The following is a 24547-nucleotide window of genomic DNA, read 5'->3' as shown; positions in this document are numbered from 1 at the left end:
TAAGATGGGCACTCTTCTTACCCACGGCTCAGTCTTTATGATTCCAGCAGAACGTCACAAAACCATCCTCTCACTGCTGTCACAGCAGGAAGTTATCAGCATCAATGAATTGGTTGAGCAACTCGATGTGTCGCATATGACCATTCGTCGCGATATCGCCAAACTCGAAAAATTGGGCAAGGTGCTGTCGGTGTCGGGCGGGGTGCAACTCACCAAAGTGCTGCATCAGGAGCCATCTCATGATGCCAAAGCCACGCAACATGCCAGCGAAAAAGCCGCGATTGGCCACATCGCCAGTCAACTGGTGCCAAGTCATTCGACCGTGTATCTCGATGCGGGCACCACCACGCTGGAAATTGCCCATCAACTCGCGCCACGTGATGATCTGTTGTTTGTCACCAACGATTTTGTGATTGCGGCGTATCTCACGCATCACAGCCTCAGCGACCTCTATCACACCGGCGGGCGCGTGGATCGCGAGAATCAGTCGAGCGTTGGCAGTAAGGTGTCGGACTTTTTGGCGGGGATGAATGTGGATGTGGCGTTTGTGTCGACTTCATCGTGGAACCTGCGCGGTATCTCGACCCCCAGTGAACCAAAAGTAATCGTCAAAAAAGCGGTTGCGGCAGCGGCGCAAAAGGTGATTCTGGTCTCCGACTCATCCAAATACGGCAAAGTGGCGACGTTTCACGCCCTCGATATTCAGAGCTTTGACGCAGTGATCACCGATGCGTCTTTCCCGACCAGTGTGCGTCAGGAGCTGGAAGAGAAAGGCATTCAAGTGCTGATGAACGGCGCGGCAGTCAGCGAGGCGACGTTGGACGACGTACTTGGCTGAGGCAAGGCACCGTTGACATCGATTCCCATCCAACGCCAGCGCTTGTTGCTGGCGTTGTTGTTTCTGCACCGCGCTAGACGCGCGGCATGACCCATTGTCGTCATGGATAGAACGTCATAATTGAAGTGATTTTATTGATATGTCACGAAATAAGGTTAACTTTAGTAAGAGTTTTGCTGATTTTTTATGCAGTGTTGTGCCACCTGTTTCAATACGCGCTGCGGCCACGCAAGGGAGTGAGCATGTTATTTCGTAAAACCAATTCTCAAACCAAAGATAACAATCATCAAATCATTCATGCACTGCAGGCGGAGCTGTCGAGCATTGCCAACTCCTGTGCGACGATCTATTTCACTCCCGACGGGGAAGTGGTTGATGCCAGCCCGCTCTTTTTGAGCACCATGGGTTACACCCTTGATGAGATCAAAGGTCAGCATCACCGTCTGTTTTGTCCGCCTGAATTGGTCGACAAACCGCAATATCGCCAGTTCTGGACCGATTTAGCCAAGGGCAAACCGCAGCGAGGCACCTTTTTGCGCCGGGACAAGCAAGGCAAGGATGTGTGGTTGGAAGCGACCTACATTCCGATTGAGCAGGATGGCCGCGTGGTGCGGGTGATGAAAATCGCCAACGACATCACGCAGAATTTTGAAGAGTCAGTGGACGACAAAGCGCTGCTGCAGGCGATTCATCGCTCCAATGCGGTGATTGAATTTACCGTCGATGGTCGGGTGATCGACGCGAATGACAACTTTGTCCACACGCTGGGTTACAACGAGTTGAGAGAGATCAAAGGCCAGCATCATGAGATCTTCTGTCCGCCGGAATTTTATCAACAGAACCCGACCTTTTGGCGCGACCTCGCGAGTGGTCAGGTGAAAAATGGCTTGTTTCGCCGTGTGAGTCGCAATGGCGATAGCGTGTGGATCGAAGCGACCTACAATCCGGTATTTGATCACCGCGGGAAGGTGATCAAAGTCACCAAGATCGCGTGCGATATTACGGAACGCATGGAGCGCCAACTGGCGATCCAGAAAGCGGCGGAAGTGGCGCACAGTACGTCGGTGGAAACGGCTCAAGTCTCGGAACGCGGCGCCAGTATTTTGCAGCAGAACCTCAACAATTCCGAAAAAATCTCCTCAGACATTCGCCGTTCGTCGGGGCTGGTGGATGATCTCAACACCCAATCGGAAGAGATCGCCAAGATCGTCACCACGATCAAATCGATTGCCGATCAAACCAACTTACTGGCGCTGAACGCGGCGATCGAAGCTGCGCGGGCAGGGGATCATGGCCGTGGATTTGCGGTGGTGGCGGATGAAGTGCGTACACTGGCCTCACGCACCACGCGTTCAACGGAAGAGATCAACACCATGGTCGATCGCAACAACCAGTTGGTGGGTAATGTGCGCAGCAGCATGGTCGAAGTGACCGAACAAGCGACACGCAATGCCGACTTGATTGCCGAAGCGTCTGAGATCATTCACGAGATTCTCAAAGGGGCGGATTACGTGTCGCACGTGGTGGGCGATTTGGTCAACAGTTCGCACCGCTGACGATTTTTCAGTATCTATCGCCCAGCGAGGCAGTTAGAGTAAAGCAGAGGGCGGGTCACCGATCCGCCCTCTGTATTTGTTCGAGCAGCCAAAGGAGAGGTGGATTTGAAATACGATGTTGTGGTCGTTGGGGCCGGTTCGATGGGCATGGCCGCGGGCTATTTTCTGGCCAAACAGGGCAAAAAAGTGTTGATGATGGATGCGTTTGATCCGCCGCATCATCACGCCAGTCACCACGGTGAAACCCGCATTATTCGCCACGCATACGGCGAAGGCGAAAAGTACGTGCCGCTGGCATTGCGCGCGCAAGCGTTGTGGGAAGCGCTGCAAGCTGAAAGTGGCCAAACGCTATTTCTCAAAACTGGCGTGCTCAATATGGGCGAAGCCAGCTCGCCATTTATTCAGATGATTATCGCGAGTGCGAAGCAGTACCAGCTGCCAATCGAGGTGTTGACTGCTGCGGAGATTCACCAACGTTTTCCCGGGATCACGCTGCCTGACAACTACATCGGCTGCTTTGAATCGACTTCGGGCGTGCTGCGCTGTGAAGACTGTATCAGCGCTTATCGTCAGTTGGCGCTGGCGCATGGCGCGGAGCTATTGACCTACCATCCGCTGGATGAGATTGACGTTCAGGACCATGGCGTGACACTGCGCAGCGGTGACACCGTGATTGTGGCGGATAAAGTGATTGTTTCAGCAGGTGCGTGGGCGACCAAACTGATGAGCGCGCTGGATTTCACACTGCCGATGCAGCCCAATCGCAAAACCTTTGCTTGGTTTGAAGCCGATGAAGCGCTCTACGGCGAAGGTTTGTTCCCGGCATTCTCGTTTGATTCCCCGCAAGGCATGTACTACGGTTTCCCGAGCATTGATGGCGCGGGGCTGAAAGTGGGTCGCCACGATGGCGGCGAGGCGCAAGATCCCGACACGCCGATTGCCCCGTTTGACACGGTGGTCGACAGTGTTGATTTGGAGCGTTTTCTGGCGACGGTTATGCCCCAAACATCGGGCCTGATGTATGGCAAAACCTGCCTGTACAGCATGACCGCCGATGAGCACTTCATCATCGATACGCATCCGAAACACGACAACATCATTATCGCGGCTGGCTTTTCTGGCCATGGGTTTAAGTTCGCCAGCGTGATCGGCGAAATTCTCAGTGATTTGGCTGTGCGCGGCGAAACAGAGCACGATATCTCGCTGTTCTCACTCAGCCGTTTTCAGGCATAACCACGCGCATGTTCAGTGAAAGGAAGCCATTTGACTTCCTTTTTTATCATCTGCGTTTCTGCGGGATGGCGCTTAAATCGGCACGCGAATGTCGTCTTGCCAGCGTTCGGCGACAAAGTCGATGAACTGGCGCACCAAGGGCGTTTGATAGCTGCGCGACAGATACACCGCCCACAGATGGCTGCTGGGGCTGTGATAATCGGCTAACACTTTGACCAGTTCACCACGGCGTAGGCACGGATTGGCGAGATCGCACGGCAGCCACACCACGCCTTTGTGATGCAGCGCCGCACTGCGCAAAATTTCCATGTCATTGGCGCGAACGGTGCCGCTCACCCTGACGCTGAAGTGTTGATTGTCGCGCACCAAATCCCAAGTGTGGTTGGTGAGGTGAACAAAGCAGTTGTGGCGGCTGAGATCGGCGGGTTCGATGATGGGGTCGTGCGTTTGCAAGTACTGCGGCGAGGCGCACACCACGGTGTCGACTTGAATCAGGCGGCGGGCGATCAAGCTCTCATCGGGCTGTTGGGTAAATCGCAGCGCCACATCGACCCGATCGTCGACCAGTTGCGACAGGCGATCCGAAGCCAGAATATCAATCGTCACTTGCGGGTGTAGCTCGGTAAAGGCTTCGACGGTATCGAGCAGCAGGTGCTGCGCCAACCCTATGGGGGCGGAAATGCGAATGCTGCCGGTGAGCGATTGTGATTGCTCCAGCGCGCGAATCTCCAGTTCGGCCGTTTGGTCGAGAATTTGCTCGCAGCGCGTCAGCGCCTCTTCGCCGGCGGCGGTCAGGCTCACTTTGCGTGTGGTGCGGTGCAGCAAGCGCTGCTTGAGCCAGTCTTCAATTTCCTGCACATGGCGCGTGACCTGCAAACGACTCAGGGTCAGGTTGTCGGCGGCTTTGGTAAAACTGCCAGTGTTGGCGACTTCAACAAAGCTGCGCATCGCGGTCAGTCGGTCCATCACGATCTCCGATTAGTAACTTATATTGAAACAATCTACATCGTTTATGTGTATTTTTCACGGTTTGGTTAGCAACTAAACTGAGTTCCGTTGATTGGAAACATCCATTGAAAAATTCAGATTCCAGATGAGGAGAGTTCAGATGAAAGTAGCAGTATTTGGTGCAACCGGTTGGATTGGTAGTCACATTGTTGAAGAAGCCAAAGCACGTGGTCATGAAGTGATTGCAGTGGTGCGCGACCCAGCCAAAGTCAGCGCCGAAGGCGTTGAAGTTCGTCAATATGATCTGCAAGCCGGTGGCGACTTGGCAGCAGCTGTGGCGGGTGCTGATGCAGTGATCGCTTCCATTGGTGGCCGTGCCACAGGCGCACATGCGATTGTGGCGCAAAGCGCAGCAACGCTTCTTGCTCAACTACCAAACGCTGGCGTTGAACGCTTGCTTTGGGTGGGTGGCGCAGGTTCACTGGAAGTGGCGCCGGGCGTGAAACTGGTGACCGTGCCTGATTTCCCAGAAGCGTACAAAGCCGAATCATTGGCGCAAGGTGAAGCACTGGATGTATTCAACGCCACTGACAGCAGCGTGAACTGGACTTTCATGAGCCCAGCGGCGGAAATCTTCCCGGGTGAAAAACAAGGCGCTTACCGCGTTGGCGGTGACCAACTGCTGAGCGATGCACAAGGCAACAGCCGCATCTCTGTGGCAGATTACGCAGCAGCCTTGGTTGACGAGCTAGAAAGCGGCGCGCACCCCCGTCAACGCATCGGTTTTGCTTACTAATCTCACGCCATTCACGGTTAAATGAAAACCAAAAGCCAGCCCGAAACGGCTGGCTTTTTCATCTGCAATACGCTTAGGACAGCTCTTGCTGCGCGAGCGCTTTGTTGCGTTTCGTGCGCCACATTTTGCGCCACAAGCGACGCCATTTGACTGGCATCATCGGCACCACGATGAGCAAGATGCCCACCACGGTGAGCATGTCCGGCACTTCGTCAAACCACATCACGCCAAACCAAGTCACGAACACCAAGCCGGAATATTCCGCCAGTGCGATGCGGTTGGCTTCCACCCCTTTGTACGCCAGTAGCACCAACACGTGATAGCCCAGCACCAGCAGGTTGATCACCACAATCCAGCCCAGATGACGCCAGGAAATCGGGGCCCATTGTGGCAGTGCGAGGATCAGCGCCAGCGGCAGCGTCATGACGCCGGTCCAAAACAGCGTGGCGGCCATGGGCTGCTCGGACGGCAGTTTGCGAATCAAAATATTCCCCAGCCCCATTGAGAGCGCGCAACCTAATCCGGCAATCGCCGCCCAGTGAAAATGCTCCGGACGCAGCACCACCAGCACGCCCGCAAAACCAATCAAGGTAGCGACAATTTGTTTCAGTGCCGGGCGCTCACCGAGCAGGGTAATCGACAGGGGCAACATCAGCAGTGGGCCGACGTAGAACATTGCGTTGGCGGTGGCGAGCGGCAAGTAAGTGATGGCAATCATGGCGCACGCACTGCCCATAAGGATCAGCTGCGCGCGCGAAAAAGTCACCCAGCATTTACCGCCCTGCATGCGTTCGGCCTTGGGCAAACGCCACAACAGCGGCAGCATGATCAGCGTGCTGATCAGTTGGCGAATAAACACATATTGAAAGGTGGGCACTTCGCCGTTGAGGACTTTAAGCGACACATCAGAAAACGAGGCCAACAGGTTGGCCAGCACCAACAAGGTGATCGCGCGCGAAATGGGGTTCGACATGAAACGAGCCTGCAAAAATGAGGGCGCGACTGCGCCGAAAAGTGGCGCTATTGTAGAGGAATTGCTCAAAATGAAAAGGTGTTTTAAAAATGAATTTTGTGCATTTTTAAAACACTGAGTTTGGCGCGGGGATCAGTCACTCTGCACCACGGTATCGACGGTGTAATGCGACGGGGCGAAGCGGCGGCGAAACTCGCTGGGGGTTAATCCCATGATTTTGATGAACACTTTGCGGCACGCGCTCACGTCTTCGTAGCCGATGTGATGGGCGATCCACTCAAACGACTGCGCGGTGGATTCCAACCAGTCGCACGCCTTTTGAATCCGCACGCGTTGTAGGTATTGAATTGGGTTGAGTCCGGTCGCTTTGAGGAAGCGGCGCTGCACCGTGCGTTCGGTGACGTTGGCGTGCTCGGCGAGTTGCCACAGGGTCAAGGGCGCTGCAAATTGGCGGTGAATCAAATGTTGCAGCGCGACAATGCTCTCATCGCCGTGCAAAAAGCTGGGGGTGAATTGCTGATAATAGCGCTGCTCGCGCAAGCCCGTATCGACCACCAACAATTTGCCCACCTGACGCATTACGGCCGGCGAAGCAAACTGCGCGATGAGTTCTAGCCCTAAATCAATCCACGACATCATGCCGCCAGCGGTGATGATGTCGCCTTGGTTGATCAAAATGTCGTTGGTGTTGAGCTGCAACTCGGGATGGCGCTGCTGAAACAGTTCGGCCAAGCCCCAATGAGTGGTGATGACTTTGTGCGCCAGCAAACCGGTGTCGGCGAGCAAAAACACGCCCGCGCAGGCGGACGCGAGAATCGCGCCTTGTTGATGATGCGTGTGCAGCCAGTCGGTGAGTTCAACCGGCGCTTTGACATCAAAACCGCGTTCACGACTGGGGGGCAGCACCACTACCGCGTATGGCACATCGTCATGTGTGGTGGCATCCAATGGCCAGCGCAACACATGGCAATCAAACTGAAAGGGCTGATCCAATTCGGCGCAGGCGCGGTTCGCCATCCATAACATCTCTTCTAGCCCATGCACCGCAGAAAGCAGGCAACCGGGGTAGGCGAGTATCGCAATCGGAATGTGGTTCACGAAACGTCCTTGCTGTCGTTTTTGACTCGATTAAAGTCATTTTAGACGCTGAACAACACAATGCAATCGGTGGATACTCTGGATTCATTCCAACAATCATTTATCTCAACAGTCAATCATCTCAACAACAAAAGGAGACAACCATGAGTCACTCGGCGCTCATTGTGATCGATCTGCAAAACGATTATTTTCCGGCGGGCGCTTACCCGCAGTATCAGGCCGAGGAGGTGCTTGCTCACACCCTGTCCGCCGCCGAGATCGCGCAGCAGCGCGGCTGGCCTGTGGTGTTGGTGCAGCATGTCGGCGGCGCAGAGGCACCCTTTTTCAAAGCGGGCAGCGACGGGGTGAAATTGCATTCGGCGTTGCTTGCCCAAGCGCCCGCGAGCGTGGTGGTGGAAAAACAGCATGCTGACAGCTTTCTTAACACCACTTTAAGTGATGTTCTGCGCGCGCAAAATATCCGTGAGTTGGTGGTGTGTGGCATGATGACGCAAAACTGCGTCACTCACACCGCGCTGTCGCCTGCGGCCAGTGATTACTCGGTTCGTGTACTCAGTGACGCGTGCAGTGCGCCGGATGCCATGGTGCATGGCATTGCGTTACGCGCCTTAAGCGACCGCGTGCCGCTGATCATATTGGATGAATTGTAAGCACTGACTGACACGTGATTGACGCGCAGGCAAGCGTTGGTCGATCCCTTAAGGAAGAAACTGCTGCTGATACTGCTTGGGGGAAACGCCGAGTAAACGGCGAAAATGGTGACGCAGCGTCACCACACTGTCAAAGCCAGATTGCTCCGCGAGGCGTTCCAGCGGCAGCGTGGTTTCTTCCAATAATCCTTTCGCGCGCTCGATTTTTTGCTGAATCAGCCACTCGTTCGGCGAGAGGTTAAAACTAGCGCGAAATTTACGCTCAAAGGTACGGCGCGACATGTTGGCGCGCGCGGCCAATTGGTCGACATTGATGGGCGATGTCAGGTGTTGCTGCGCCCAATCCAGCGCGCCCGCAAACTGTTTGGGCACCGCCAGCATCGGCGCTTCCACAAATTGCGACTGACCGCCCGCGCGATGCGCCGACATCACCAATCGCCGCGCCACTTGGTTGGCGACCTTGTAGCCAAAATCGTGGCGAATCACCGCCAAACCCAAATCCAGCGCCGCCGCACTACCTGCCGAGCAGCCGATTGGATCCTGCCACACGTACAACACGTCATCGACGTAATCGACTTGGGTAAAGCGCGCCTTGAACCGTTCAGCATAACGCCAGTGGGTGGTGGCCTGACGGCCATCGAGCAGGCCCAGTTCGGCAAGTAAAAATGCGCCCGAACAAAAGCTCAGCAGGCGTTTGCCTGCCTGGGCAAAGGCGCGCACTTCGCGGGCAAGCACCTCGGGCACGGGGTCGCCTTGCGTCGGCCAACTGGGAATTACCAAAGTATCGTAATCGCTCAGGCTGGTAACGCATTTGGCTGCAATGGTGACGCCAGCGGTGGACTCAAATGGCGCGCCTTCCAAGTTGACCACGTCGCAAGCATACCAATGTGCGATCTCTGGGCGGGGCAGGGCAAACAGTTCGACGGCGCAGCCGAGTTCAAACAGCGAGCAGTGGGCATGAGTGAGAATGGCGATACGACGCATAAGCTTCCTTGAGCGTGAAACGGAGAACGATGTATTGGCGTAATGTTATCGATAATTGGCGTTTGCGCCAGTGTTGCGTGAACAAAGTGTGCGGCACACTACGCATTCCAGTGACACATCACGGTGACACACCATGATGACCACCACTGACGCATCAATCATGAAAAGGAGAGTCATTATGTCGAGCGCGGTATCGAGAATTCCTGCGGCCAGCAGTGAGCAAGCACTTGCTCATTTTTCCACCTTATTGCAATTTGAAACCGACTGTTGGGATGTGCACCATGCACTGACCAACCACACGCAGGACTTTATTTTGCTCGATGTGCGTGGCGAAGCGCTGTTCGCTGAAGGGCACATTGACGGCGCGATCAACCTGCCGCATCCACGCCTCAATGAGCGCACCTTGGCGGCATACCCGCCCGAAACCCTGTTTGTGGTCTACTGCGCGGGGCCACATTGCAATGGCACAGAAAAAGCGGCGATTCGTTTGGCAAAACTGGGGCGGCCGGTGAAAAAAATGATTGGCGGCGTGACCGGTTGGTTGGATGAAGGGTTTGCGCTCATTTCCGCCTAAGTGGGGCAAAGCGAAACGTTTTTATTGCGAAAATTGAGTAAACTGTTACCGTTCAAAAGTCATGCAATCGCATGACTTTTCTCGTTCTCTTGCGGCTTTCGCCCACCGATTCAATTGCAGACACCGTCAGTGACAGCTCGCCCTGCTGCCACCGTCATTATAAGGAGATCAGGCACCCTCATGGATTATTTCAGCAGTACGGCGCTCATCGCGATGTTACTTATTTTTGTTGGTTCGTTTGTGCAGACCGCGATTGGGTTTGGTTTGGCGGTGGTGGCCGCACCGTTGCTGTTTATGGTCTCGCCGGATTATGTCCCCGCGCCGATCTGTTTGGTGGCGCTATTCATCTCCTTGCTCAGTGCGATGAAGCATCGCAGCAGCATCTCCATCGGTGGCTTGAAAATGGCGTTGATTGGCCGCGTGCCCGGCTCGATTGCTGGTGGTTTGCTGTTGGTGTGGGTCTCGACTGATGTGCTGGCGCTGTGGTTGGGCGTGTTGGTGCTGTTTGCGGTCGGGGTGAGTTTTCTGCCATTTCGCATTGAACCGACGCCCGCGCGCATGGGCATTGCCGGTTTCTTCTCCGGCTTTTTCGGCACCAGTAGCGCGATTGGCGGGCCGCCGATGGCGCTGTTGCTGCAACATCAAGAAGCCAACCAACTGCGCGGTAATTTGTCGGCATTTTTTGTCTTCAGCTCAATCATTTCGCTCATCATTCAGATTCCGGCTGGCTTTTTGACCCTACATCATCTGCTCATCACCATTCCGCTGATCCCCTCGGCATGGCTGGGGTACGCATTGGCGCGTAAAACTACCCAAACCCTGCCGAAAGAGAAAATTCGCGTGGGCGCGTTGTCGCTGTGTTTGATCAGTGGCCTGACCGCGCTGATCAAAGGCTTGATGTAACCCATTGAACCATTTAGGTTAAACGCTGAAACACCCATTCATCTTCGGTTAAGGAAAAATCATGATACTGGAAGTCGCGATTCTGGATGTAAAACCAGAACAGGAAGCGCAGTTTGAACAGAGCTTTGCTCAAGCGCAGCAAATTATCGCCAGCATGGCGGGCTATGTGTCGCACCAACTGCAACGCTGTATGGAAAACCCAAGTCGCTACATTTTGCTGGTCAACTGGCAGACACTGGAGGCGCATACCGAAGGGTTTCGTCAATCGGCGGAATATCAGCAGTGGCGCGCGTTGCTTCATCACTTTTATGACCCGTTTCCCACGGTGGAGCATTATCAACGTGTGTTTTAAGAGGAAGACATGAGAACGATCGGTAATATTATTTGGTTTCTATTGGGTGGCGTGATGATGGGCCTCGCCTGGTGGTTTTTCGGCTTGCTGGCCTTTATCAGCATTGTCGGCATTCCTTGGGGGCGCGCCTGTTTTGTCATTGGTAATTTTTCCTTCTTTCCGTTTGGTCAGGAGGCGATTGGCCGCGATGAACTGACCGGTAAAGAAGACATCGGCACTGGCGGTTTTGGGGTGATCGGCAACGTGATTTGGTTCTTGCTGGCTGGTGTGTGGTTGGCGATTGGCCATCTGCTGTCAGCGGTGGCGTGCTTTATCACCATCATCGGCATTCCGTTTGCCTTGCAACACCTCAAACTGGCGGTCATTTCGCTGGCCCCGATTGGTCAGACGATTGTCTCCAAAGAAGCGGCCGCCCGCGCCCGGTACGGCCAGCGTCGTTAAGCCTGAAACAGCACCGGCAGAATGGTTGCAAAGGTCAATCCGCTCAAGCTGTAATTAAAGGTTCGAATCTTACGCGGCGTGTCGAGATACCGGCCCGCCGCTTTTCCCATCCCCGCCCAGCACAGATTACACAGCACACCGGTCACGGTAAACGCGGCCAGAATCCACAGTACCGACACCCAATACAGCGACGGCAGTGTGTAGGTGGCAACCACCGTCAAGCTGGCCGCCCACGCTTTGACATTGCCGAGTTGAAACAGCGCCGCTTGCAGGCACGTGAGTGGTTTGGCTGCGTGGCTTTTGTGTAGATTGCCGCCCGCCAAAATTAGTTTGATGGCCAGCCAGCTCATGTATGCAAACCCAACATATTTAAGCGCCGTATAGGCGAGCGGATAGGCTTGCAACAGCACTCCAACACCTGCCGCGCTGAGCAGAATCAACCCGCTGACCCCCACACGAATGCCGATGATATGGCGCCACGTTTGGCGCAGACCAAACTGAGAGCCGGAGCTGGCGAGCAGAAAGTTGTTCGGCCCCGGCGTGAAGGCGGTGATGAACGCGAACAGACACAACGAAGGCAACAGGGTCCACATGAATTAAGCTCCTTGAATTGGCGATAGGGCCACTCTAATCTGCCTGCCAAGTGAATCCCTAGTGTTTATGCGTCACCATGACACTTTTGTATTTCACATTCCGCCAACCCTTGAATATGCTTAACTTTCCAACCAAGTGTATCGATGACAATGGTGACAATGTTTATTCCAGATCTCACCGGCCGCGCGGGGCCGAAATACAAAGTGCTGGCCGATGCCTTTGAAGAAGCGGTCGAGCGTGGCGAGCTGAAAGTGCACAGCAAATTGCCGTCGCAGCGCATGCTGTCTTACAAGCTTGGCGTGACCGTCGGCACCATCACTCGCGCTTATCAGGAACTGGAACTGCGCGGCGTCACCGTGCCCGTGGTGGGCAGCGGTACTTACATTAAAGATCGCCGCCACGAGCAGCAGGATTATTATCATCCGCTGGTGTCACGCGGCGGGGTCGATTTGTCGCTGTGTCGCCCGTTAATCCTCAGCCAGCAGCGCCATTTGATGGCGGCGTTGGGCGAACTCGCCAGCCAGCCGACGGCGCAAAAAGCGGTGCTGGATTATTTCTCTGCCGATGGTTTGCAAGGCCACAGCGCGACGTTGCAACGTTGGGTCAATCAGCGTTGGCAGTGCGACATTGACCGTTCGCGACTGCAATGGACCTACGGCGGTCAGCATGCGCTGAGCACGGTGCTGCAAGCGCTCACCCGCAGTGGTGATACCATTTTGCTTGAAGGGTTGTGCTACGGCGAATTCATCAATGCTTGCACGCAGCAGGAGCGCAAAGTGATCCCGGTGGCGATTGATGACCAAGGCATTATGCCGGACGATTTGCTGCTGCACTGTCAGCGCCATCGTCCGCGCTTGCTCTATATGACACCCGCGATTCAAAACCCGACGGGCGTGGCACTGAGCGATTCAAGGCGACTAAAAATCATCGAAATCTGCCGCCGGTTTGATGTCTTGATCATCGAAGACGACGTGCTCTATTGCCCACCGGAGCATCGCCGTTCGCCGTTGGTGAGCATCGCGCCGGACATCACCCTCTACATCGGCAGTTTCTCGAAGTATTTTGCTGGTGGCATTCGCGTCGGTTACATGGTGCTGCCGACCAACCTCAAACTGCCACTGCAAAAAGCGCTGCGCGCATCGTGCATGCATGTCAGCCCGATCCTCGTGGATTTGGTCTGTCGCTGGCTGAGCAATGGCGCGATGCAACAAGTCGATGAAGACATTGCGCTGGAACTCAGCGCCCGTCACCGCATTTTGCAATCGGTGTTCCCTGAGCGCCAAACTGCGGCGATTCCCGGCTTCAACTGTTGGATCGCACTGCCAGAGCATTGCCCAGCGAGTGAGCTAAAACAGCAGCTCGCCGAAGAGGGCGTGTTTGTGCGTGATGCAATGTTCTTTCGCGTTGGCTCTTACCCCTTGCCGAACGCGATTCGTATTTCGCTCACCGGGCCGCTATCGCGGGAAGATTTAAAGCACGGGCTGCAACGTATCAAAGCGCATCTGGACGCGGCCGTGCGTTAAGCCATCGACCAACAATCACGGCCATTTTCTTTACTGCGATACAGCGCTTTGTCGGCTTGATTCACCAGTTCACACGGTGTATTTGGTCCGATGCTGACGCCAATGCTCAGGGTCACGTGGCAGCCCTGCTCGCGCCATTTCTGATGACGCATGTCTAGCACCAAACGGTTGAGCTGTTCCCCCAAAGGGGCGTCATCGTTCACTGGCACCAGCGCTGCAAACTCGTCGCCACCAATGCGGTAAATGCTGTGGGTGTCGAGATTTTTGGTTAAGACCTGCGCCACGCGCGCGAGCACGTTATCGCCAAACTGGTGTCCCCAAGTGTCGTTGACGTGTTTGAACTTATCGACGTCGATCAGCAGCAGCGCGTAGGGCGACTGCTGATTCTCGGCCATCGCCGCCAGATCGAGATCAAACGCCCGTCGGTTCTGAATGCCGGTGAGCGTGTCCAACCGCAACTGTTGATGGTGGGCGTTGTATTGTTGTTCGATGGTCGTCAGGCTGCGGTCGACAAACCACGAATGCGGTGGCATGCCGCGCGGCGCGGCAGGGGCGAGCGGGCCGTGATGCCATTGCTGCAAGTTCGTTTCAACCAGCTTGAGTTCTTGTTGAAAGATATTGAGCAGCGTACGGATGCCCAGTACGGTCACGATCGTGATGGCGCAAATCGGGGCCATCAGTTTCAGCATTTGGTCAACCAACGCGTGATGAAAGCGCTGCGGTGGCGCATAAATGCCCAGTTCCCAATCGGCATAGGTGAGCGCTTTGGTCTTCACGATGCCGTCAAACAGGCCGTGCAACCACTCCGATTCGCGGTTTTCAATCACGCGATCCAGCTTGAGCTGCGCTTCATTGACCGTCGAGAAACGCACTTTGCTTTCCTTATCGCGCAAAAACAGCGAGATATTCAACTCAGGCGCCATCCGTTCCAACACGCGGTCGATGGTCTCCACACTCATGTCGACCATCATGAGGCCCAACAATTGCCCATCGGCGGAGATGACTTTTTGCCCCAGCGTCAGCACTCGTTTCTTGCTACCGAATTCTAAGTACGGGCCAAGCCAATGGGGATCGGTATCGGGATGATGGAGGAGTTGGAACCACGGACGCGTGGATGCTTGATACCCTTCGGGCGCTTCCCAATGCGGATACCCATCGATTCGTCCGGTGGCGATGTTGTAGAAATAGAGGTAGTGCTCGGCGTCCATTTTGACTTTGTGCGCGGCGCGCCACACCGGGTTGAACGCTGACTCTTCGTGGCGAATTTTCTCTTTGTCGAGCGAATTCACCAGAATATACAGCTGACGTTCGTTCTCTTTCACCAATTCATAGAGATAGGTCGTTTTCAGGGTCGAGAGCAATTGATCGTACCCTTGCATGCGCGTGTTGACATGGTTTTTATAGTTCAAAGCAACCATGAATAACGAGAACATTACAATCACGATTCCCAACACAAGGAAAATCTTGGTCAGAAGATAATTATGTGAAGAAAAGGTATAAGAATTAGTCATATAACACACCAATGGGATTTTGTTTATCCTACAGGTGACGGTAAAAATGAGATTTGATAATGGTCATTTTTTCTTCTTGGTATTGATAGATGCATTACCTATCTCGACCTGATTCAAAGATTTTTTCGTTTTTAATGTTTAATTTGTCAGTATGCTTTGATGCCGTGCTCCCGTAGCCGAGCGGGCAGAATATCGTCGAGCTGATGCACCTCTTCGGGAGTGATTTCAATCAGCTTGAATTGATGGTCGGCATACACCGCGCGGGTGGCCTCGCGCTGCGTGTCGTCAATCGGTGCACCGTCGGTGCCCCAGAACTGAATGTAGACATTGCCAGACGGCAGATAAAAATCACTCATCAGCGGTTGTTCGATTGGCAATGGGCGCTGGTAGGCGTGCGCGACGCCAGCGAGATATAGCCAGTTGTCTATGAGCAGTTCACCCACCGAGCGCACGTAATGGCCATCCAGCGTACGGTGTTTGGCTGCAAACTTCTGGCGAAAGCTGGCATAGGATTTGTCGGTTGCTTGCTCGTCGGCATCGTGGCCAAGAAACTCCACCACCGATTGACGCAGGTGCGGGTTGTGGCGAATCGAATCGTGCCACACCACAAATTTCTGCGCTGAAGCTTTGTCTTCACGCTGTTGCGCGCCAGCTCGCAAGCCGGAGGCGGTCGCACGCCAACCCTGCTCACTTTTGGTGATCCAGCCCAGTTCGCTGAATAGCTGGTTCATTTTCTTCGGATTGAGTTTAAAGTACTCGCCGACTTGCGTTGCGCTGAGTGTGCTGCCGCTGGTGGCCGCCATGTCGATGAGTAAATTCTCAGGCCAGACGATAAAGGTACCGAACTTGGCATGTTGAACATATTCGCCGCCGAATTTTGCCCCGAGTTCCGTCAAAATCCACTGCTCGTCGTGACGATTGATGTAGCCTGCCTTTTTTAAATCCGCGAACAGTTGCTTGGCATCAAGACCGCGCAGTTTGGCCAGTGCTGAGGTCGAGAGTTTGTCAGACATGTGAGCATTCCTTAGCGAAGTGATGGTGTTATTCAAGCAGGTTGCTGCGCAGCGCTCAATCTTTGACTGCGCACCACGCGTAAAATCTGTGAGCGCGCCGTGCGATTTACATTGTAAACAGGGCGGAGAAATCTTGACGTTGGCGCGCTTTTCTCAGCATTGAATTCGTTGCTAGGATAGGGGAACGAGGTTTCACAGGCGGTGCGCGATGTTCAGACGGCTTTTCAAATTCACGCTTTTGGTGCTGGCGCTGGTTTCGGCGGGCGTGCTGTGGCAGCAAGCGCAGTTATCGGTGCTGGCGCTGGGGCGCATCGACCCGTTGCCGGAAACTCGTCACATGCTGGCGGAGCAGCGTTATGCCGATGCGGCCAGCTACCTCGGCTTCTTCATGGACTACGACTATGTGCGTGACAACCCGAAAGCGCAGGCGCTGTATGCTGATATCACCCGTATTCGCAGCGACTGGCGTTATCAGTTCGACAAACTCAGCGAAGGGTTGCTGACGGGCACCAGCGACGAAAGCATTGGCCAAGTCGCGGCGGTGACCACCGATTTTCTGGTGATTGGCGATATTCGCGACCTCACGCTGCAGGGCATGAATCACCTGCAAGGGGAAGCAGTGGATGAAACATTGGTGGCGCTGTCGGCGCTCGGCCTTGTGGCCACGGCCGCGCAAATTGCCAGTGGTATCGGCACCGTCGAAACCGTGGGTGTCGCCGCACCGACGTTGGTCGCCACCACCGCGACCAAAAGCGGACTTGTCGCGCTGAAAACCGCCAAACGGCTGGGTAAACTGCCGCCTTGGCTGGGCAAAACCTTGGTGCGAGAAGCCAAAATCGCGCAGCAATCGAAAAGCCTCAGCGCGATGACGGCGATGCTGAGCGATGTCACCACGCTTGCTAACACCCGCGGCGGATTTCGTTTGCTGAGCCGAACCAAGAACAGCGCTGAACTGAGCCGCATGGCAGCGTTTGCCAAAGCGTTTGGCTCACAAAGTGCCACGCTGTATCACCTCGGCGGCGATGCGGTGGTGGCGATGACGCCACGCGCTGCGCAATTGGGCAAAGAGAGCATCAAACTGGCGGCCACGTTTGGCCAAGGCGGGCTACGCTTGCTGGATCATTTGGGCGCGTTGAAATTCACCAAATTGGCCGCGCGCGGAGCGAAAATCGCCTACAAAGGCGATGCCATTGCGTTACTCGCGAAGTGGCTATTGATGCTGCCGGTGTGGGGGCTGTATGCGGTGATGGGCTTGGCGGCGGCAGTTTGGTTTCCGAGGCGATGATTTGGTTTCCTAGGAGATAGGTTTGGTTCCCTAGGAGATGTAGATGGAGATGGCTTTCGGCGTTCCTGACGCCGAAAACCTAAATATTCGTCGTGAATTTTTCCCCCTGATTCAGTGGCAGATAAACCTTTTATTGGGTAGCGGCCAAGCGTTTTTCACCTTACCCATTGCGCAGTGTTTTTTGTAGGTCGCGGAAGTACTGGTTGGTGAATTCAATGAAGGTACGAATGCGTTTGGGCTGGTAGCGATCACGGTGGTAGAGCGCGGAGAACTCGACACTTTGAATGTTCCAATCATCGAATACGGGTTGCAGCGCGCCGCGGGTGACTTCCTGCAAACAATACAGCGCCGGCACGCGAATGATGCCGTTGCCCGCCAGCGCGCCTTTTATCATGATGCGCCCGCTTTTACAGCGCAGTTGCCCTTGAATATGGCACTCCAGCGACTCGTGGCTCTGTTTGTGTTGAAACGCCCAGCGCGTGACCGAGCCGGTTAAACATTGGTGATGTTCCAGCTCTTTCGGGTGTGTGGGGTGGCCGTGCCGATCAAGGTAACTTGGGCTGGCGTAGGTGCCCATCTCGACGTCCATCAGCTTGCGTGACACAAAGCCGGAGTCTTCCAGTTTGCCCATCCGAAACGCGACATCAAACTCATCTTCAATTAAGTCGACGCGGTGGCTGCTTAAATCCAAGTCGACCCGCACGTGTGGGTAGCGCGCCATAAACTGCGTGATCAAATCGGCGACGATCTCTTCACCCAAATAGCCGCCGACACTGTTGATGCGAATTTGGCCGCGCACGGCTTCGGTGTCGTCGACTGCCGCCAACACCGCTTGGTCGATGCTGTGCAGCGCCGCTTCACATTGCGCGAAAAACGTTTTGCCTGCTTCGGTGAGCTTGAGCGAGCGTGTGGTTCGAATCAGCAGTGTCACGCCCATTTGTTGTTCTAACTGGCTGATTTGGCGCGACACGTGAGAACGCGATACATCCAGCGCTTCGGCAGCTTTGGTGAAATTGCCCAGTTGGGCGATGAGGACGAACGAGCGGATATCCGCCAAATTAATCTGCTTTTGCATCGGTGCTCTCTTTTCTCAGTTCACGCTTTATTGTTGCTATATAACAACAGAGTTTCAACTAGGGTGATATATATCAACAAAAAACTTTTTCATAGACTAGCTCCCAACACGACACAAGGTCTTATTGAGGATTCAAACATGAAAAAATTAGTCGTTATTACTGGGGCAAGTTCTGGTATTGGAGAAGCGATTGCGCGTCGCCTGAGCGCGGAAGGTCATCCGTTACTACTGCTGGCACGCCGTGTGGAACGTTTGGAAGCATTGAACCTGCCAAACACATTGTGCGCTCGCGTGGATGTGACCGAGCAAGCGTCGTTTGAAGCGGCAATTGCCAACGCGGAAGCCGAGTTCGGCCCAGCCGATGCGCTGATCAACAACGCGGGTGTGATGCTGTTGGGGCAGATCGACACGCAAGATGCCAGCGAATGGAAACGCATGTTTGATGTGAACGTGCTTGGCCTGCTCAACGGCATGCAAGCGGTACTCGCGCCGATGAAAGCGCGCAACACCGGCACCATCATCAACATCAGTTCTATCGCGGGTAAGAAAACTTTCCCGGATCACGCGGCTTACTGTGGCACTAAATTCGCGGTGCATGCGATTTCTGAAAACGTGCGCGAAGAAGTGGCGGCCTCGAATGTTCGCGTAACCACCATCGCCCCAGGCGCGGTTGAAACTGAGCTGGTGTCTCACATCACCTCTGATGCGATCAAAACTGGCTATGATGCATGGAAACAAGAGATGGGCGGCGTGCTTGACGCCGATGATGTCGCAAGAGCCGTGGTATTTGCGTATCAGCAACCGCAGAATGTGTGCATTCGTGAGATTGCATTAGCGCCGACTAAGCAGCAACCGTAATCCAGTTATTTTCTAATGAGAAAGCCAGCATAGTGCTGGCTTTTTTCTTTTGTGATTTTAGGTGGTTGGATTGTCACGCGGGTTGGTTCAGTGTTTTTTCTCCGCATTGTGTGAGGCGTGCCAGTGACTCTTTGCTGGCACAAAGAGTCACCAGAAAGTGCAAAACAAACTTAATCTGAAATGCCCTAGAATACATAAGCATGCATTCTGAAGCCTGTACAATAGTTAAAATGAAGCTTGTTTACGCCTAAGATGAGTAAGACTCTGAGTTACAAATAGTCTACAACATCAAATGCTTGCCCAGTTTCCTTGCTCTCTAGCGCATGTCTGTACGCTTTTGCTGTATCTGCCGCTGATACCCCATCGGAACTATCCATTCCCATTGACTCCATTGTCTCTTTAACAAACCGAGGACTCACTGTATTGACACGAAGACTTGTGCCCAGTTCAAACGCAGAGGCTTTAGCAAATGAATCCAGTGCAGCGTTAACCATACTGACGGCAGAACCACCTAACATCGGATTTTGAGCAAGATGCCCAGATGTGAACGTGATGCTACCACCTTCTCGGACATACTCACTACCAACTTGAAATAGGTTGATATGTCCTAGAATTTTGTTATCAACTGTTTTCTTAATATCTTGATACGATAGTTCTTTTACTGGGGCGAATGCTATCAAACCAGTTGTCGATATGATGGCATCAACAGTCCCGATTTCCTTAAAAAGTGCCTCGATAGAATCACGGTCTTCGATGTTGACTTGGTATTCACCGCCATTAAATCCTACGCGGATAACACTGTGCTCTGCTAACTCTTCAACAACTGCCTTGCCAATTGTACCCGTAGCTCCAACCAATACTATTTTCATATGTGTCACCTATTATGTCTCGTTAAGTTCAAATTGATTCTACGCTTACCGATTGCATGCAAAAATAGAGGTAATTTGATTTCACTTGTGATAAATACTGAATAATCTAAATATGCTTAAGGAAGCACAGTGGATATCGTCAAATCTATTCAGGTTTTTCAACAGGTAGTGGAAGACCAAAGCTTTACGAGAGCTGCAGAAAACTTAAACCTCGTACCATCGGCTGTGAGTCGTCAGGTTGGCGAATTGGAAAAGTGGCTTGGTGTACGGTTAGTTAACCGTACCACTCGTTCACTACATCTAACTGATGATGGACGAAGATATCTAGAAAAAATGGCAGAAATATCTAGCCAAATCGAAGCGTTAAAAGCACTAAACGAAGATAAGTCTCACCTTTCAGGAAAAGTGAAAATTACTGCACCTATGATGGTGGGTCAGATCATTGTTCCAGATCTCTTGTCTGAGTTTAAAGCTCGACATCCTGATATCAGCCTTTCTTTAACGTTGATGAATCGTAAGGCCGACCTAATTGAGGAAGGTTTCGATGTAGCAATAAGGGCAGGGAATTTATCTGACTCCAGTTTCTTCGCGCGTAAAATTGGTGACATTGCATTTAAAACCGTTGCTAGTCGCGCTTATCTCAAAAATAGCCCCCCACTCAACGAGCCTAGTGATCTTTGCGAGCATAACTGTATCATCAATGCCGCACTTTCCAACTCAAAGCGTTGGTCGTATAAAGTTAATCATAAGATCAAAGCTATAAAAGTATCGGGTGATATTGAATCCAATGAGTCAGCGTGCATTCTGTCTTTTGTGAGAGCTGGTTTGGGGTTGGCGGTACTTCCAGAAATATATGTTCGAGAAGATTTGGCTTCAGGTCGTTTAATCGAGGTACTCAGTGATTTTGCTAGCGAACCATTGCCTTTAAACGTTATTTATCCTTCTAATCGACTGCAAAGCCCCACAATCAGGGCTTTGATTGATTACCTCGTAACCAGCTTTGAAAGTGCGCCTATTGGTGATCGAATCGTGAAATAATTAGCTAAGTTTTTAACCATTGTATGTCATGTGCTCAGTTCTAAGGTCGGTTGAGTATTGCACATTTCTGTCCAGTTACGATTTTGCTTTAAACCCCACAAACAGGGAAAAATTCATGGATGAATTTTTAGGTTTTCGGCGTCGGGAACGCCTAAAACCGTCCCGGACAGCGACCGCGAAGCAAAAGGCACTTTCTGGGTACTCTTTGTGCCAGCAAAGAGTATCTGGTGCGCTTTAACCAAAGCCACGTGGTTCGTTAAACCCAAAGCGCAACAAACCACACCCAGCTAAACCCACACCCAACTAAACCAACAAACCAAATCTAACCCTCCCAAACATTAAACTCGAATTCCGTCTGTATCCGCCTGTATTGAACGAAACTTTTTTTCAGATAACCATCCGTTTTCATTTATTCATGCCTCTAATCGCCAGTTTGGTGCCTTAAAATGGCGATTTTTGGGTGTCTTAAATAACTGTTTTTCAAGGAGTTGTTTTTCTTGAGAACTGATGCCCACATGGTAGTCTGCGCACTCCACAGGCTTAGGGGCGAAACATGAAATTAAACCATCACACTTACCAACACACCGATTTCTCAAATCGGGATTTGTCGAACTTAGTTTTCAACGATTGTTGCTTCTATCAATGCAACTTTAGCCGTGCCGACATGCGTGATTCCAAATTCATCAATTGCAGCTTTATTGAGAAAAGCGATGTGGAGGGATGTAATTTTGCGTATGCCGATCTCAGAGATGCATCTTTTCAACACTGCCGATTGGCGATGGCTCATTTCAGCGGGGCGGACTGTTTTGGAATTGAACTGAGAGATTGTGATTTGAAAGGTGCCAATTTTTCTCGCGCCCGCTTTGTTAATCAGGTCTCGAATAAAATGTTTTTTTGTTCCGCGTACATCACGGGATGTAATTTATCCTATGCCAACTTGGAGCGGCAGTGCCTCGAAAAATGTGATCTGTTTGAAAACCGCTGGATTGGCGCCAACTTGCACGGGGTTTCTTTTAAAGAGTCTGATTTAAGCCGGGGTTCATTTTCAGAGGACTGCTGGGAACAAGCGCGCTTCCAAGGGTGCGATTTAACCCATATTGAACTGACCGGGCTGGATCCCCGCAGAGTGGATTTAACGGGGGTAAAAATTTGCGATTGGCAGCAAGAACAACTGCTAGAGAAGCTGGGTGTGATTGTGGTTCCGGACTAATTCGGCATCGTGGCTTTGCCTTTGAGGGGCTGCGTACCATTGACTTTTTGGGAGCGTTTGATTGGTACGCCGGTCTCAAACAAAGGGTGCTTCTGCCTAGTTGTTTTGATCTAAATTTGCTTGGTGCTGTAAGTGTTCAATAAACATTGGGATCTTTTTGGCCAAGTGTTTTCTGGACGCGTAAAAGGCATACAAAATCAAATCTTCAGGCTCATATTCCATGTTTACAATCTCCAGAGCGCCAGCATTTAACTCATGACGGCAGGACTCGGTTGGGAGTATTGCGAACCCCAAACCAGCCAATGCGCCTGATTTAGCGAGATAGCCACTGTTGACTTTAAATGCAGACTGTACCTTTTGAGTGATCAGTTCACCTTTGGCGTCTTTGAAGACCCAAGGTGTGCCATTTAACGCGGTAAAGCTATTGATACACGGCACGTGTTTCAAATCGGTAATCTGAAAAGGTATGGGTGACGTCTGGAGGAGTTTGGGGGATGCCACAACAGCACTTGGCCAGCGCTTGATCTCTTTCGCTATCCAACGATGGTCTTCAAGCTTTCCTCGATGAAAACTTAAGATGATGTCAAACCCATCTAGTAAATCCGCTTTCGGGCTAATGCTGGTATCGCAACATAATGAAATTGAGGGATGCTGGGTACAAAAAGAAACCACTGCTTGGGCTAAGGCCGGTGAATCCGGCATGAGCACTCTCAGTTGCCCCATGACTTCATGCGACTGCTGAGTCACTTCCTCAAGTGCATCATTTAGTTTGTCGAGCAATGGCTGCGTGCGTAAATAAAGGTGCTCTCCTGCATCCGTCGGAGCGATTCGGCGAGTGGTTCTGTCAAATAATCGCGTATCCAACCGTTCTTCCAGCAACGCGATATGGCGGCTCACATTGGACGTCGGCAAGCTGAGAAATTCCGCCGCTCGTTTAAAGCTGTTGTTCTCATACACACAGTGAAAACTCTTGAGCCACTGTTGGTCAATCTTATCAAGCATTGCCTTTAATCCCATTATCTTGGTTTATCAAACCCATAGAACGCACTTTATTACCAGAAATAGGCTTATACAATACTCCTCATGAACGTTCTTTGGAGAAATGACCGATGAGTTGGTTAGAAAGACTATTTGATAAGCAGAATATTATCAGTACACGTAAAGCGACGATTCCTGAGGGGATATGGGTGAAATGCCCCGCCTGTGCTCAACCGCTGTACCGCATCGCACTTGAGGAGAATCTGTCTGTGTGTCCAAAATGCGATCACCATATGAGGATGGCAGCACGCCACCGCCTAGACCGCTTTTTAGACAAAGGAGACCGAGTCGAAATTGCCAGTGAACATGAGCCGAAAGATGTGCTGAATTTTAAGGATCTGAAACGCTACAAGGAGCGTCTGGCTCTTGCCCAAAAAAGTACGGGAGAAAAAGATGCCTTGGTTGCGATGAGAGGAACACTGATGGGCTTACCGATTGTTGCTTGTGCATTTGAGTTCTCTTTTATGGCAGGCTCGATGGGTTCCGTGGTCGGTGCTCGTTTCGTTCGGGCAGTGGAAGAGGCGATTGATGCACATTGTGGGTTTGTGTGCTTTTCGGCCAGCGGCGGCGCTCGCATGCAAGAATCGTTGATGTCGTTGATGCAAATGTCAAAAACCAGCGCTGCGTTACATCGTTTGTCTAGCCAAGGTTTGCCTTATATTTCTGTTTTAACCGATCAAACATTGGGTGGTGTATCTGCAAGTCTAGCCATGCTAGGAGATATTAACATTGGCGAACCGAAGGCCATTATCGGCTTTGCTGGACGTCGTGTGATAGAACAAACTGTTCGAGAGAAACTACCCGAGGACTTCCAGCGAAGTGAGTTCCTCTTAGAGCATGGCGCGATTGACATGATTGTGGATAGGCGTGAGATGCGCAAACGAGTGGGCGGGCTCATTGCAAAAATGACCCATACAACGTCGCCACTCAATGGATAGCGTCAAGGTTATCGAGGCGGCGCAGAGCGCGCCTAGCCTGATTGTGTGGTTTTAAAGAGGGCGTAAATTGTTTCTACCCCAACACGATTCAACGTCACTTTTTATGACATCTGTTTAGCTTGTCACTTGCCCTCATTTTGGTAATGGGTCAAGGTGTGTTTCATGGCGTAGTGATTAGATGAAGCTACGTCTTGAGTGGTTACTTAGGTTTTAGTAGCTACTTAGGTTTTAGTAGATGTAGTCTGATGG

At 52.5% G+C, this 24547-nt stretch carries 25 protein-coding genes; 15 read left to right on the top strand and 10 right to left on the bottom strand.

All coding sequences use genetic code 11. From position 1 onward, the window contains the following. The first annotated feature begins 37 nt into the window (after positions 1-37). From ACS18Q_RS21935 to solA, 3 genes are all read left to right on the top strand, one after another. Positions 38-838, top strand: coding sequence for a DeoR/GlpR family DNA-binding transcription regulator (locus tag ACS18Q_RS21935; protein WP_014257838.1), 801 nt, complete (start codon positions 38-40; stop codon positions 836-838). Between the two features lie 242 nt (positions 839-1080). After that, positions 1081-2394, top strand: coding sequence for a methyl-accepting chemotaxis protein (locus ACS18Q_RS21930; RefSeq protein WP_143679738.1), 1314 nt, complete (start codon positions 1081-1083; stop codon positions 2392-2394). A gap of 105 nt (positions 2395-2499) precedes the next feature. Further along, a complete protein-coding gene (gene solA, locus ACS18Q_RS21925; RefSeq protein ID WP_441257885.1) occupies positions 2500-3627 on the top strand; it encodes an N-methyl-L-tryptophan oxidase in 1128 nt (375 codons plus the stop codon). Between the two features lie 72 nt (positions 3628-3699). Here solA and ACS18Q_RS21920 read toward each other — a convergent pair whose 3' ends face one another. Then, a complete protein-coding gene (locus ACS18Q_RS21920) occupies positions 3700-4593 on the bottom strand; it encodes a LysR family transcriptional regulator (protein WP_014257835.1) in 894 nt (297 codons plus the stop codon). Positions 4594-4735: 142 nt separating this feature from the next. Between ACS18Q_RS21920 and ACS18Q_RS21915 the strand changes: the two genes are divergently transcribed. Next, positions 4736-5371, top strand: coding sequence for an NAD(P)-dependent oxidoreductase (locus ACS18Q_RS21915; protein ID WP_014257834.1), 636 nt, complete (start codon positions 4736-4738; stop codon positions 5369-5371). 73 nt (positions 5372-5444) lie between these two features. Here ACS18Q_RS21915 and ACS18Q_RS21910 read toward each other — a convergent pair whose 3' ends face one another. Beyond that, on the bottom strand, positions 5445-6344 hold the full coding sequence (locus ACS18Q_RS21910) for a DMT family transporter (protein WP_441257884.1): 900 nt from the start codon (positions 6342-6344) through the stop codon (positions 5445-5447). Between the two features lie 132 nt (positions 6345-6476). Next, the gene (locus tag ACS18Q_RS21905) at positions 6477-7442 is read right to left on the bottom strand and encodes a GlxA family transcriptional regulator (protein WP_238809857.1); all 966 of its coding nucleotides are present in this window, start codon (positions 7440-7442) and stop codon (positions 6477-6479) included. Positions 7443-7585: 143 nt separating this feature from the next. Here ACS18Q_RS21905 and ACS18Q_RS21900 point away from each other — a divergent pair, with 143 nt between their 5' ends. Further along, positions 7586-8092, top strand: a complete 507-nt coding sequence (locus ACS18Q_RS21900) for a cysteine hydrolase family protein (RefSeq protein ID WP_441257883.1) — start codon at positions 7586-7588, stop codon at positions 8090-8092. 48 nt (positions 8093-8140) lie between these two features. Here ACS18Q_RS21900 and ACS18Q_RS21895 read toward each other — a convergent pair whose 3' ends face one another. After that, a complete protein-coding gene (locus tag ACS18Q_RS21895) occupies positions 8141-9076 on the bottom strand; it encodes a helix-turn-helix domain-containing protein (protein WP_441257882.1) in 936 nt (311 codons plus the stop codon). Between the two features lie 178 nt (positions 9077-9254). On the opposite strand from ACS18Q_RS21895, the gene ACS18Q_RS21890 reads away from it, so the two are divergent. The 4 genes from ACS18Q_RS21890 to ACS18Q_RS21875 all read left to right on the top strand — a co-directional run bounded on the left by ACS18Q_RS21890 (position 9255) and on the right by ACS18Q_RS21875 (position 11346). Continuing rightward, positions 9255-9650, top strand: coding sequence for a rhodanese-like domain-containing protein (locus tag ACS18Q_RS21890; RefSeq protein ID WP_004727438.1), 396 nt, complete (start codon positions 9255-9257; stop codon positions 9648-9650). Positions 9651-9830: 180 nt separating this feature from the next. Further along, positions 9831-10553, top strand: coding sequence for a sulfite exporter TauE/SafE family protein (locus ACS18Q_RS21885; RefSeq protein WP_004727439.1), 723 nt, complete (start codon positions 9831-9833; stop codon positions 10551-10553). Positions 10554-10614: 61 nt separating this feature from the next. After that, entirely contained in the window at positions 10615-10905 is a 291-nt protein-coding gene (locus ACS18Q_RS21880) for an antibiotic biosynthesis monooxygenase family protein (protein ID WP_055465456.1), read from the top strand. A gap of 9 nt (positions 10906-10914) precedes the next feature. Beyond that, positions 10915-11346 (top strand): YccF domain-containing protein, encoded by a 432-nt coding sequence (locus ACS18Q_RS21875; RefSeq protein WP_004727441.1) that lies wholly within the window; start codon positions 10915-10917, stop codon positions 11344-11346. Here the strand turns inward: ACS18Q_RS21875 and ACS18Q_RS21870 are convergent. Beyond that, on the bottom strand, positions 11343-11939 hold the full coding sequence (locus tag ACS18Q_RS21870) for a LysE family translocator (protein WP_055465458.1): 597 nt from the start codon (positions 11937-11939) through the stop codon (positions 11343-11345). The two genes, ACS18Q_RS21875 and ACS18Q_RS21870, sit on opposite strands and share 4 nt — an antisense overlap. A 159-nt stretch (positions 11940-12098) precedes the next feature. Here ACS18Q_RS21870 and ACS18Q_RS21865 point away from each other — a divergent pair, with 159 nt between their 5' ends. Next, a complete protein-coding gene (locus tag ACS18Q_RS21865; RefSeq protein ID WP_441257881.1) occupies positions 12099-13463 on the top strand; it encodes a PLP-dependent aminotransferase family protein in 1365 nt (454 codons plus the stop codon). Here ACS18Q_RS21865 and ACS18Q_RS21860 read toward each other — a convergent pair. Further along, entirely contained in the window at positions 13460-14896 is a 1437-nt protein-coding gene (locus ACS18Q_RS21860) for a diguanylate cyclase domain-containing protein (protein ID WP_441257880.1), read from the bottom strand. The two genes, ACS18Q_RS21865 and ACS18Q_RS21860, sit on opposite strands and share 4 nt — an antisense overlap. A 224-nt stretch (positions 14897-15120) precedes the next feature. After that, positions 15121-15987 carry a glycerol kinase gene (locus ACS18Q_RS21855; RefSeq protein WP_283513469.1) on the bottom strand — a complete coding sequence of 289 codons (867 nt, stop codon included), beginning with the start codon at positions 15985-15987 and terminating at the stop codon, positions 15121-15123. A 208-nt stretch (positions 15988-16195) separates the two neighbouring features. On the opposite strand from ACS18Q_RS21855, the gene ACS18Q_RS21850 reads away from it, so the two are divergent. Beyond that, a complete protein-coding gene (locus ACS18Q_RS21850; protein WP_432581992.1) occupies positions 16196-17272 on the top strand; it encodes a hypothetical protein in 1077 nt (358 codons plus the stop codon). Positions 17273-17432: 160 nt separating this feature from the next. On the opposite strand, the gene ACS18Q_RS21845 is transcribed toward ACS18Q_RS21850, so the two are convergent. After that, positions 17433-18347, bottom strand: a complete 915-nt coding sequence (locus ACS18Q_RS21845) for a LysR substrate-binding domain-containing protein (protein WP_441257879.1) — start codon at positions 18345-18347, stop codon at positions 17433-17435. Positions 18348-18485: 138 nt separating this feature from the next. Between ACS18Q_RS21845 and ACS18Q_RS21840 the strand changes: the two genes are divergently transcribed. Beyond that, positions 18486-19205, top strand: a complete 720-nt coding sequence (locus ACS18Q_RS21840; RefSeq protein WP_004727449.1) for an SDR family oxidoreductase — start codon at positions 18486-18488, stop codon at positions 19203-19205. A 269-nt stretch (positions 19206-19474) separates the two neighbouring features. On the opposite strand, the gene ACS18Q_RS21835 is transcribed toward ACS18Q_RS21840, so the two are convergent. Continuing rightward, positions 19475-20074, bottom strand: a complete 600-nt coding sequence (locus ACS18Q_RS21835; RefSeq protein ID WP_441257878.1) for a short chain dehydrogenase — start codon at positions 20072-20074, stop codon at positions 19475-19477. Between the two features lie 129 nt (positions 20075-20203). Here ACS18Q_RS21835 and ACS18Q_RS21830 point away from each other — a divergent pair, with 129 nt between their 5' ends. Both ACS18Q_RS21830 and ACS18Q_RS21825 read left to right on the top strand, forming a co-directional pair. After that, complete coding sequence (locus ACS18Q_RS21830) at positions 20204-21112, top strand: LysR family transcriptional regulator (protein WP_238795499.1); 909 nt, start codon at positions 20204-20206, stop codon at positions 21110-21112. Positions 21113-21665: 553 nt separating this feature from the next. Then, on the top strand, positions 21666-22322 hold the full coding sequence (locus ACS18Q_RS21825) for a Qnr family pentapeptide repeat protein (protein ID WP_038151811.1): 657 nt from the start codon (positions 21666-21668) through the stop codon (positions 22320-22322). A 96-nt stretch (positions 22323-22418) separates the two neighbouring features. Here ACS18Q_RS21825 and ACS18Q_RS21820 read toward each other — a convergent pair whose 3' ends face one another. Beyond that, the gene (locus tag ACS18Q_RS21820) at positions 22419-23324 is read right to left on the bottom strand and encodes a LysR family transcriptional regulator (RefSeq protein WP_441257877.1); all 906 of its coding nucleotides are present in this window, start codon (positions 23322-23324) and stop codon (positions 22419-22421) included. 107 nt (positions 23325-23431) lie between these two features. Between ACS18Q_RS21820 and accD the strand changes: the two genes are divergently transcribed. Continuing rightward, complete coding sequence (accD, locus tag ACS18Q_RS21815) at positions 23432-24298, top strand: acetyl-CoA carboxylase, carboxyltransferase subunit beta (RefSeq protein ID WP_441257876.1); 867 nt, start codon at positions 23432-23434, stop codon at positions 24296-24298. Positions 24299-24547 lie beyond the last annotated feature (249 nt).

Source organism: Vibrio sp. Vf1514, from assembly GCF_052076135.1.
In the GTDB taxonomy this organism is placed as follows: Bacteria; Pseudomonadota; Gammaproteobacteria; order Enterobacterales; family Vibrionaceae; genus Vibrio; species Vibrio furnissii.
This window is presented reverse-complemented; position numbering and strand designations above follow the sequence as displayed.

What these genes read in the sequence shown, in the direction of transcription:
- ACS18Q_RS21860 (WP_441257880.1), bottom strand. Translation starts at nt 14,896, where the DNA reads ATGTTCTCGTTATTCATGGTTGCTTTGAACTATAAAAACCATGTCAAC.
- ACS18Q_RS21920 (WP_014257835.1), bottom strand. Translation starts at nt 4,593, where the DNA reads ATGGACCGACTGACCGCGATGCGCAGCTTTGTTGAAGTCGCCAACACT.
- ACS18Q_RS21840 (WP_004727449.1), top strand. Translation starts at nt 18,486, where the DNA reads ATGAAAAAATTAGTCGTTATTACTGGGGCAAGTTCTGGTATTGGAGAA.
- ACS18Q_RS21935 (WP_014257838.1), top strand. Translation starts at nt 38, where the DNA reads ATGATTCCAGCAGAACGTCACAAAACCATCCTCTCACTGCTGTCACAG.
- ACS18Q_RS21825 (WP_038151811.1), top strand. Translation starts at nt 21,666, where the DNA reads ATGAAATTAAACCATCACACTTACCAACACACCGATTTCTCAAATCGG.
- ACS18Q_RS21880 (WP_055465456.1), top strand. Translation starts at nt 10,615, where the DNA reads ATGATACTGGAAGTCGCGATTCTGGATGTAAAACCAGAACAGGAAGCG.
- ACS18Q_RS21910 (WP_441257884.1), bottom strand. Translation starts at nt 6,344, where the DNA reads ATGTCGAACCCCATTTCGCGCGCGATCACCTTGTTGGTGCTGGCCAAC.
- ACS18Q_RS21915 (WP_014257834.1), top strand. Translation starts at nt 4,736, where the DNA reads ATGAAAGTAGCAGTATTTGGTGCAACCGGTTGGATTGGTAGTCACATT.
- ACS18Q_RS21875 (WP_004727441.1), top strand. Translation starts at nt 10,915, where the DNA reads ATGAGAACGATCGGTAATATTATTTGGTTTCTATTGGGTGGCGTGATG.
- ACS18Q_RS21890 (WP_004727438.1), top strand. Translation starts at nt 9,255, where the DNA reads ATGTCGAGCGCGGTATCGAGAATTCCTGCGGCCAGCAGTGAGCAAGCA.
- ACS18Q_RS21885 (WP_004727439.1), top strand. Translation starts at nt 9,831, where the DNA reads ATGGATTATTTCAGCAGTACGGCGCTCATCGCGATGTTACTTATTTTT.
- ACS18Q_RS21895 (WP_441257882.1), bottom strand. Translation starts at nt 9,076, where the DNA reads ATGCGTCGTATCGCCATTCTCACTCATGCCCACTGCTCGCTGTTTGAA.
- ACS18Q_RS21855 (WP_283513469.1), bottom strand. Translation starts at nt 15,987, where the DNA reads ATGTCTGACAAACTCTCGACCTCAGCACTGGCCAAACTGCGCGGTCTT.
- ACS18Q_RS21870 (WP_055465458.1), bottom strand. Translation starts at nt 11,939, where the DNA reads ATGTGGACCCTGTTGCCTTCGTTGTGTCTGTTCGCGTTCATCACCGCC.
- ACS18Q_RS21835 (WP_441257878.1), bottom strand. Translation starts at nt 20,074, where the DNA reads ATGAAAATAGTATTGGTTGGAGCTACGGGTACAATTGGCAAGGCAGTT.
- ACS18Q_RS21900 (WP_441257883.1), top strand. Translation starts at nt 7,586, where the DNA reads ATGAGTCACTCGGCGCTCATTGTGATCGATCTGCAAAACGATTATTTT.
- ACS18Q_RS21820 (WP_441257877.1), bottom strand. Translation starts at nt 23,324, where the DNA reads ATGCTTGATAAGATTGACCAACAGTGGCTCAAGAGTTTTCACTGTGTG.
- ACS18Q_RS21845 (WP_441257879.1), bottom strand. Translation starts at nt 18,347, where the DNA reads ATGCAAAAGCAGATTAATTTGGCGGATATCCGCTCGTTCGTCCTCATC.
- ACS18Q_RS21865 (WP_441257881.1), top strand. Translation starts at nt 12,099, where the DNA reads ATGTTTATTCCAGATCTCACCGGCCGCGCGGGGCCGAAATACAAAGTG.
- accD (WP_441257876.1), top strand. Translation starts at nt 23,432, where the DNA reads ATGAGTTGGTTAGAAAGACTATTTGATAAGCAGAATATTATCAGTACA.
- ACS18Q_RS21930 (WP_143679738.1), top strand. Translation starts at nt 1,081, where the DNA reads ATGTTATTTCGTAAAACCAATTCTCAAACCAAAGATAACAATCATCAA.
- ACS18Q_RS21850 (WP_432581992.1), top strand. Translation starts at nt 16,196, where the DNA reads ATGTTCAGACGGCTTTTCAAATTCACGCTTTTGGTGCTGGCGCTGGTT.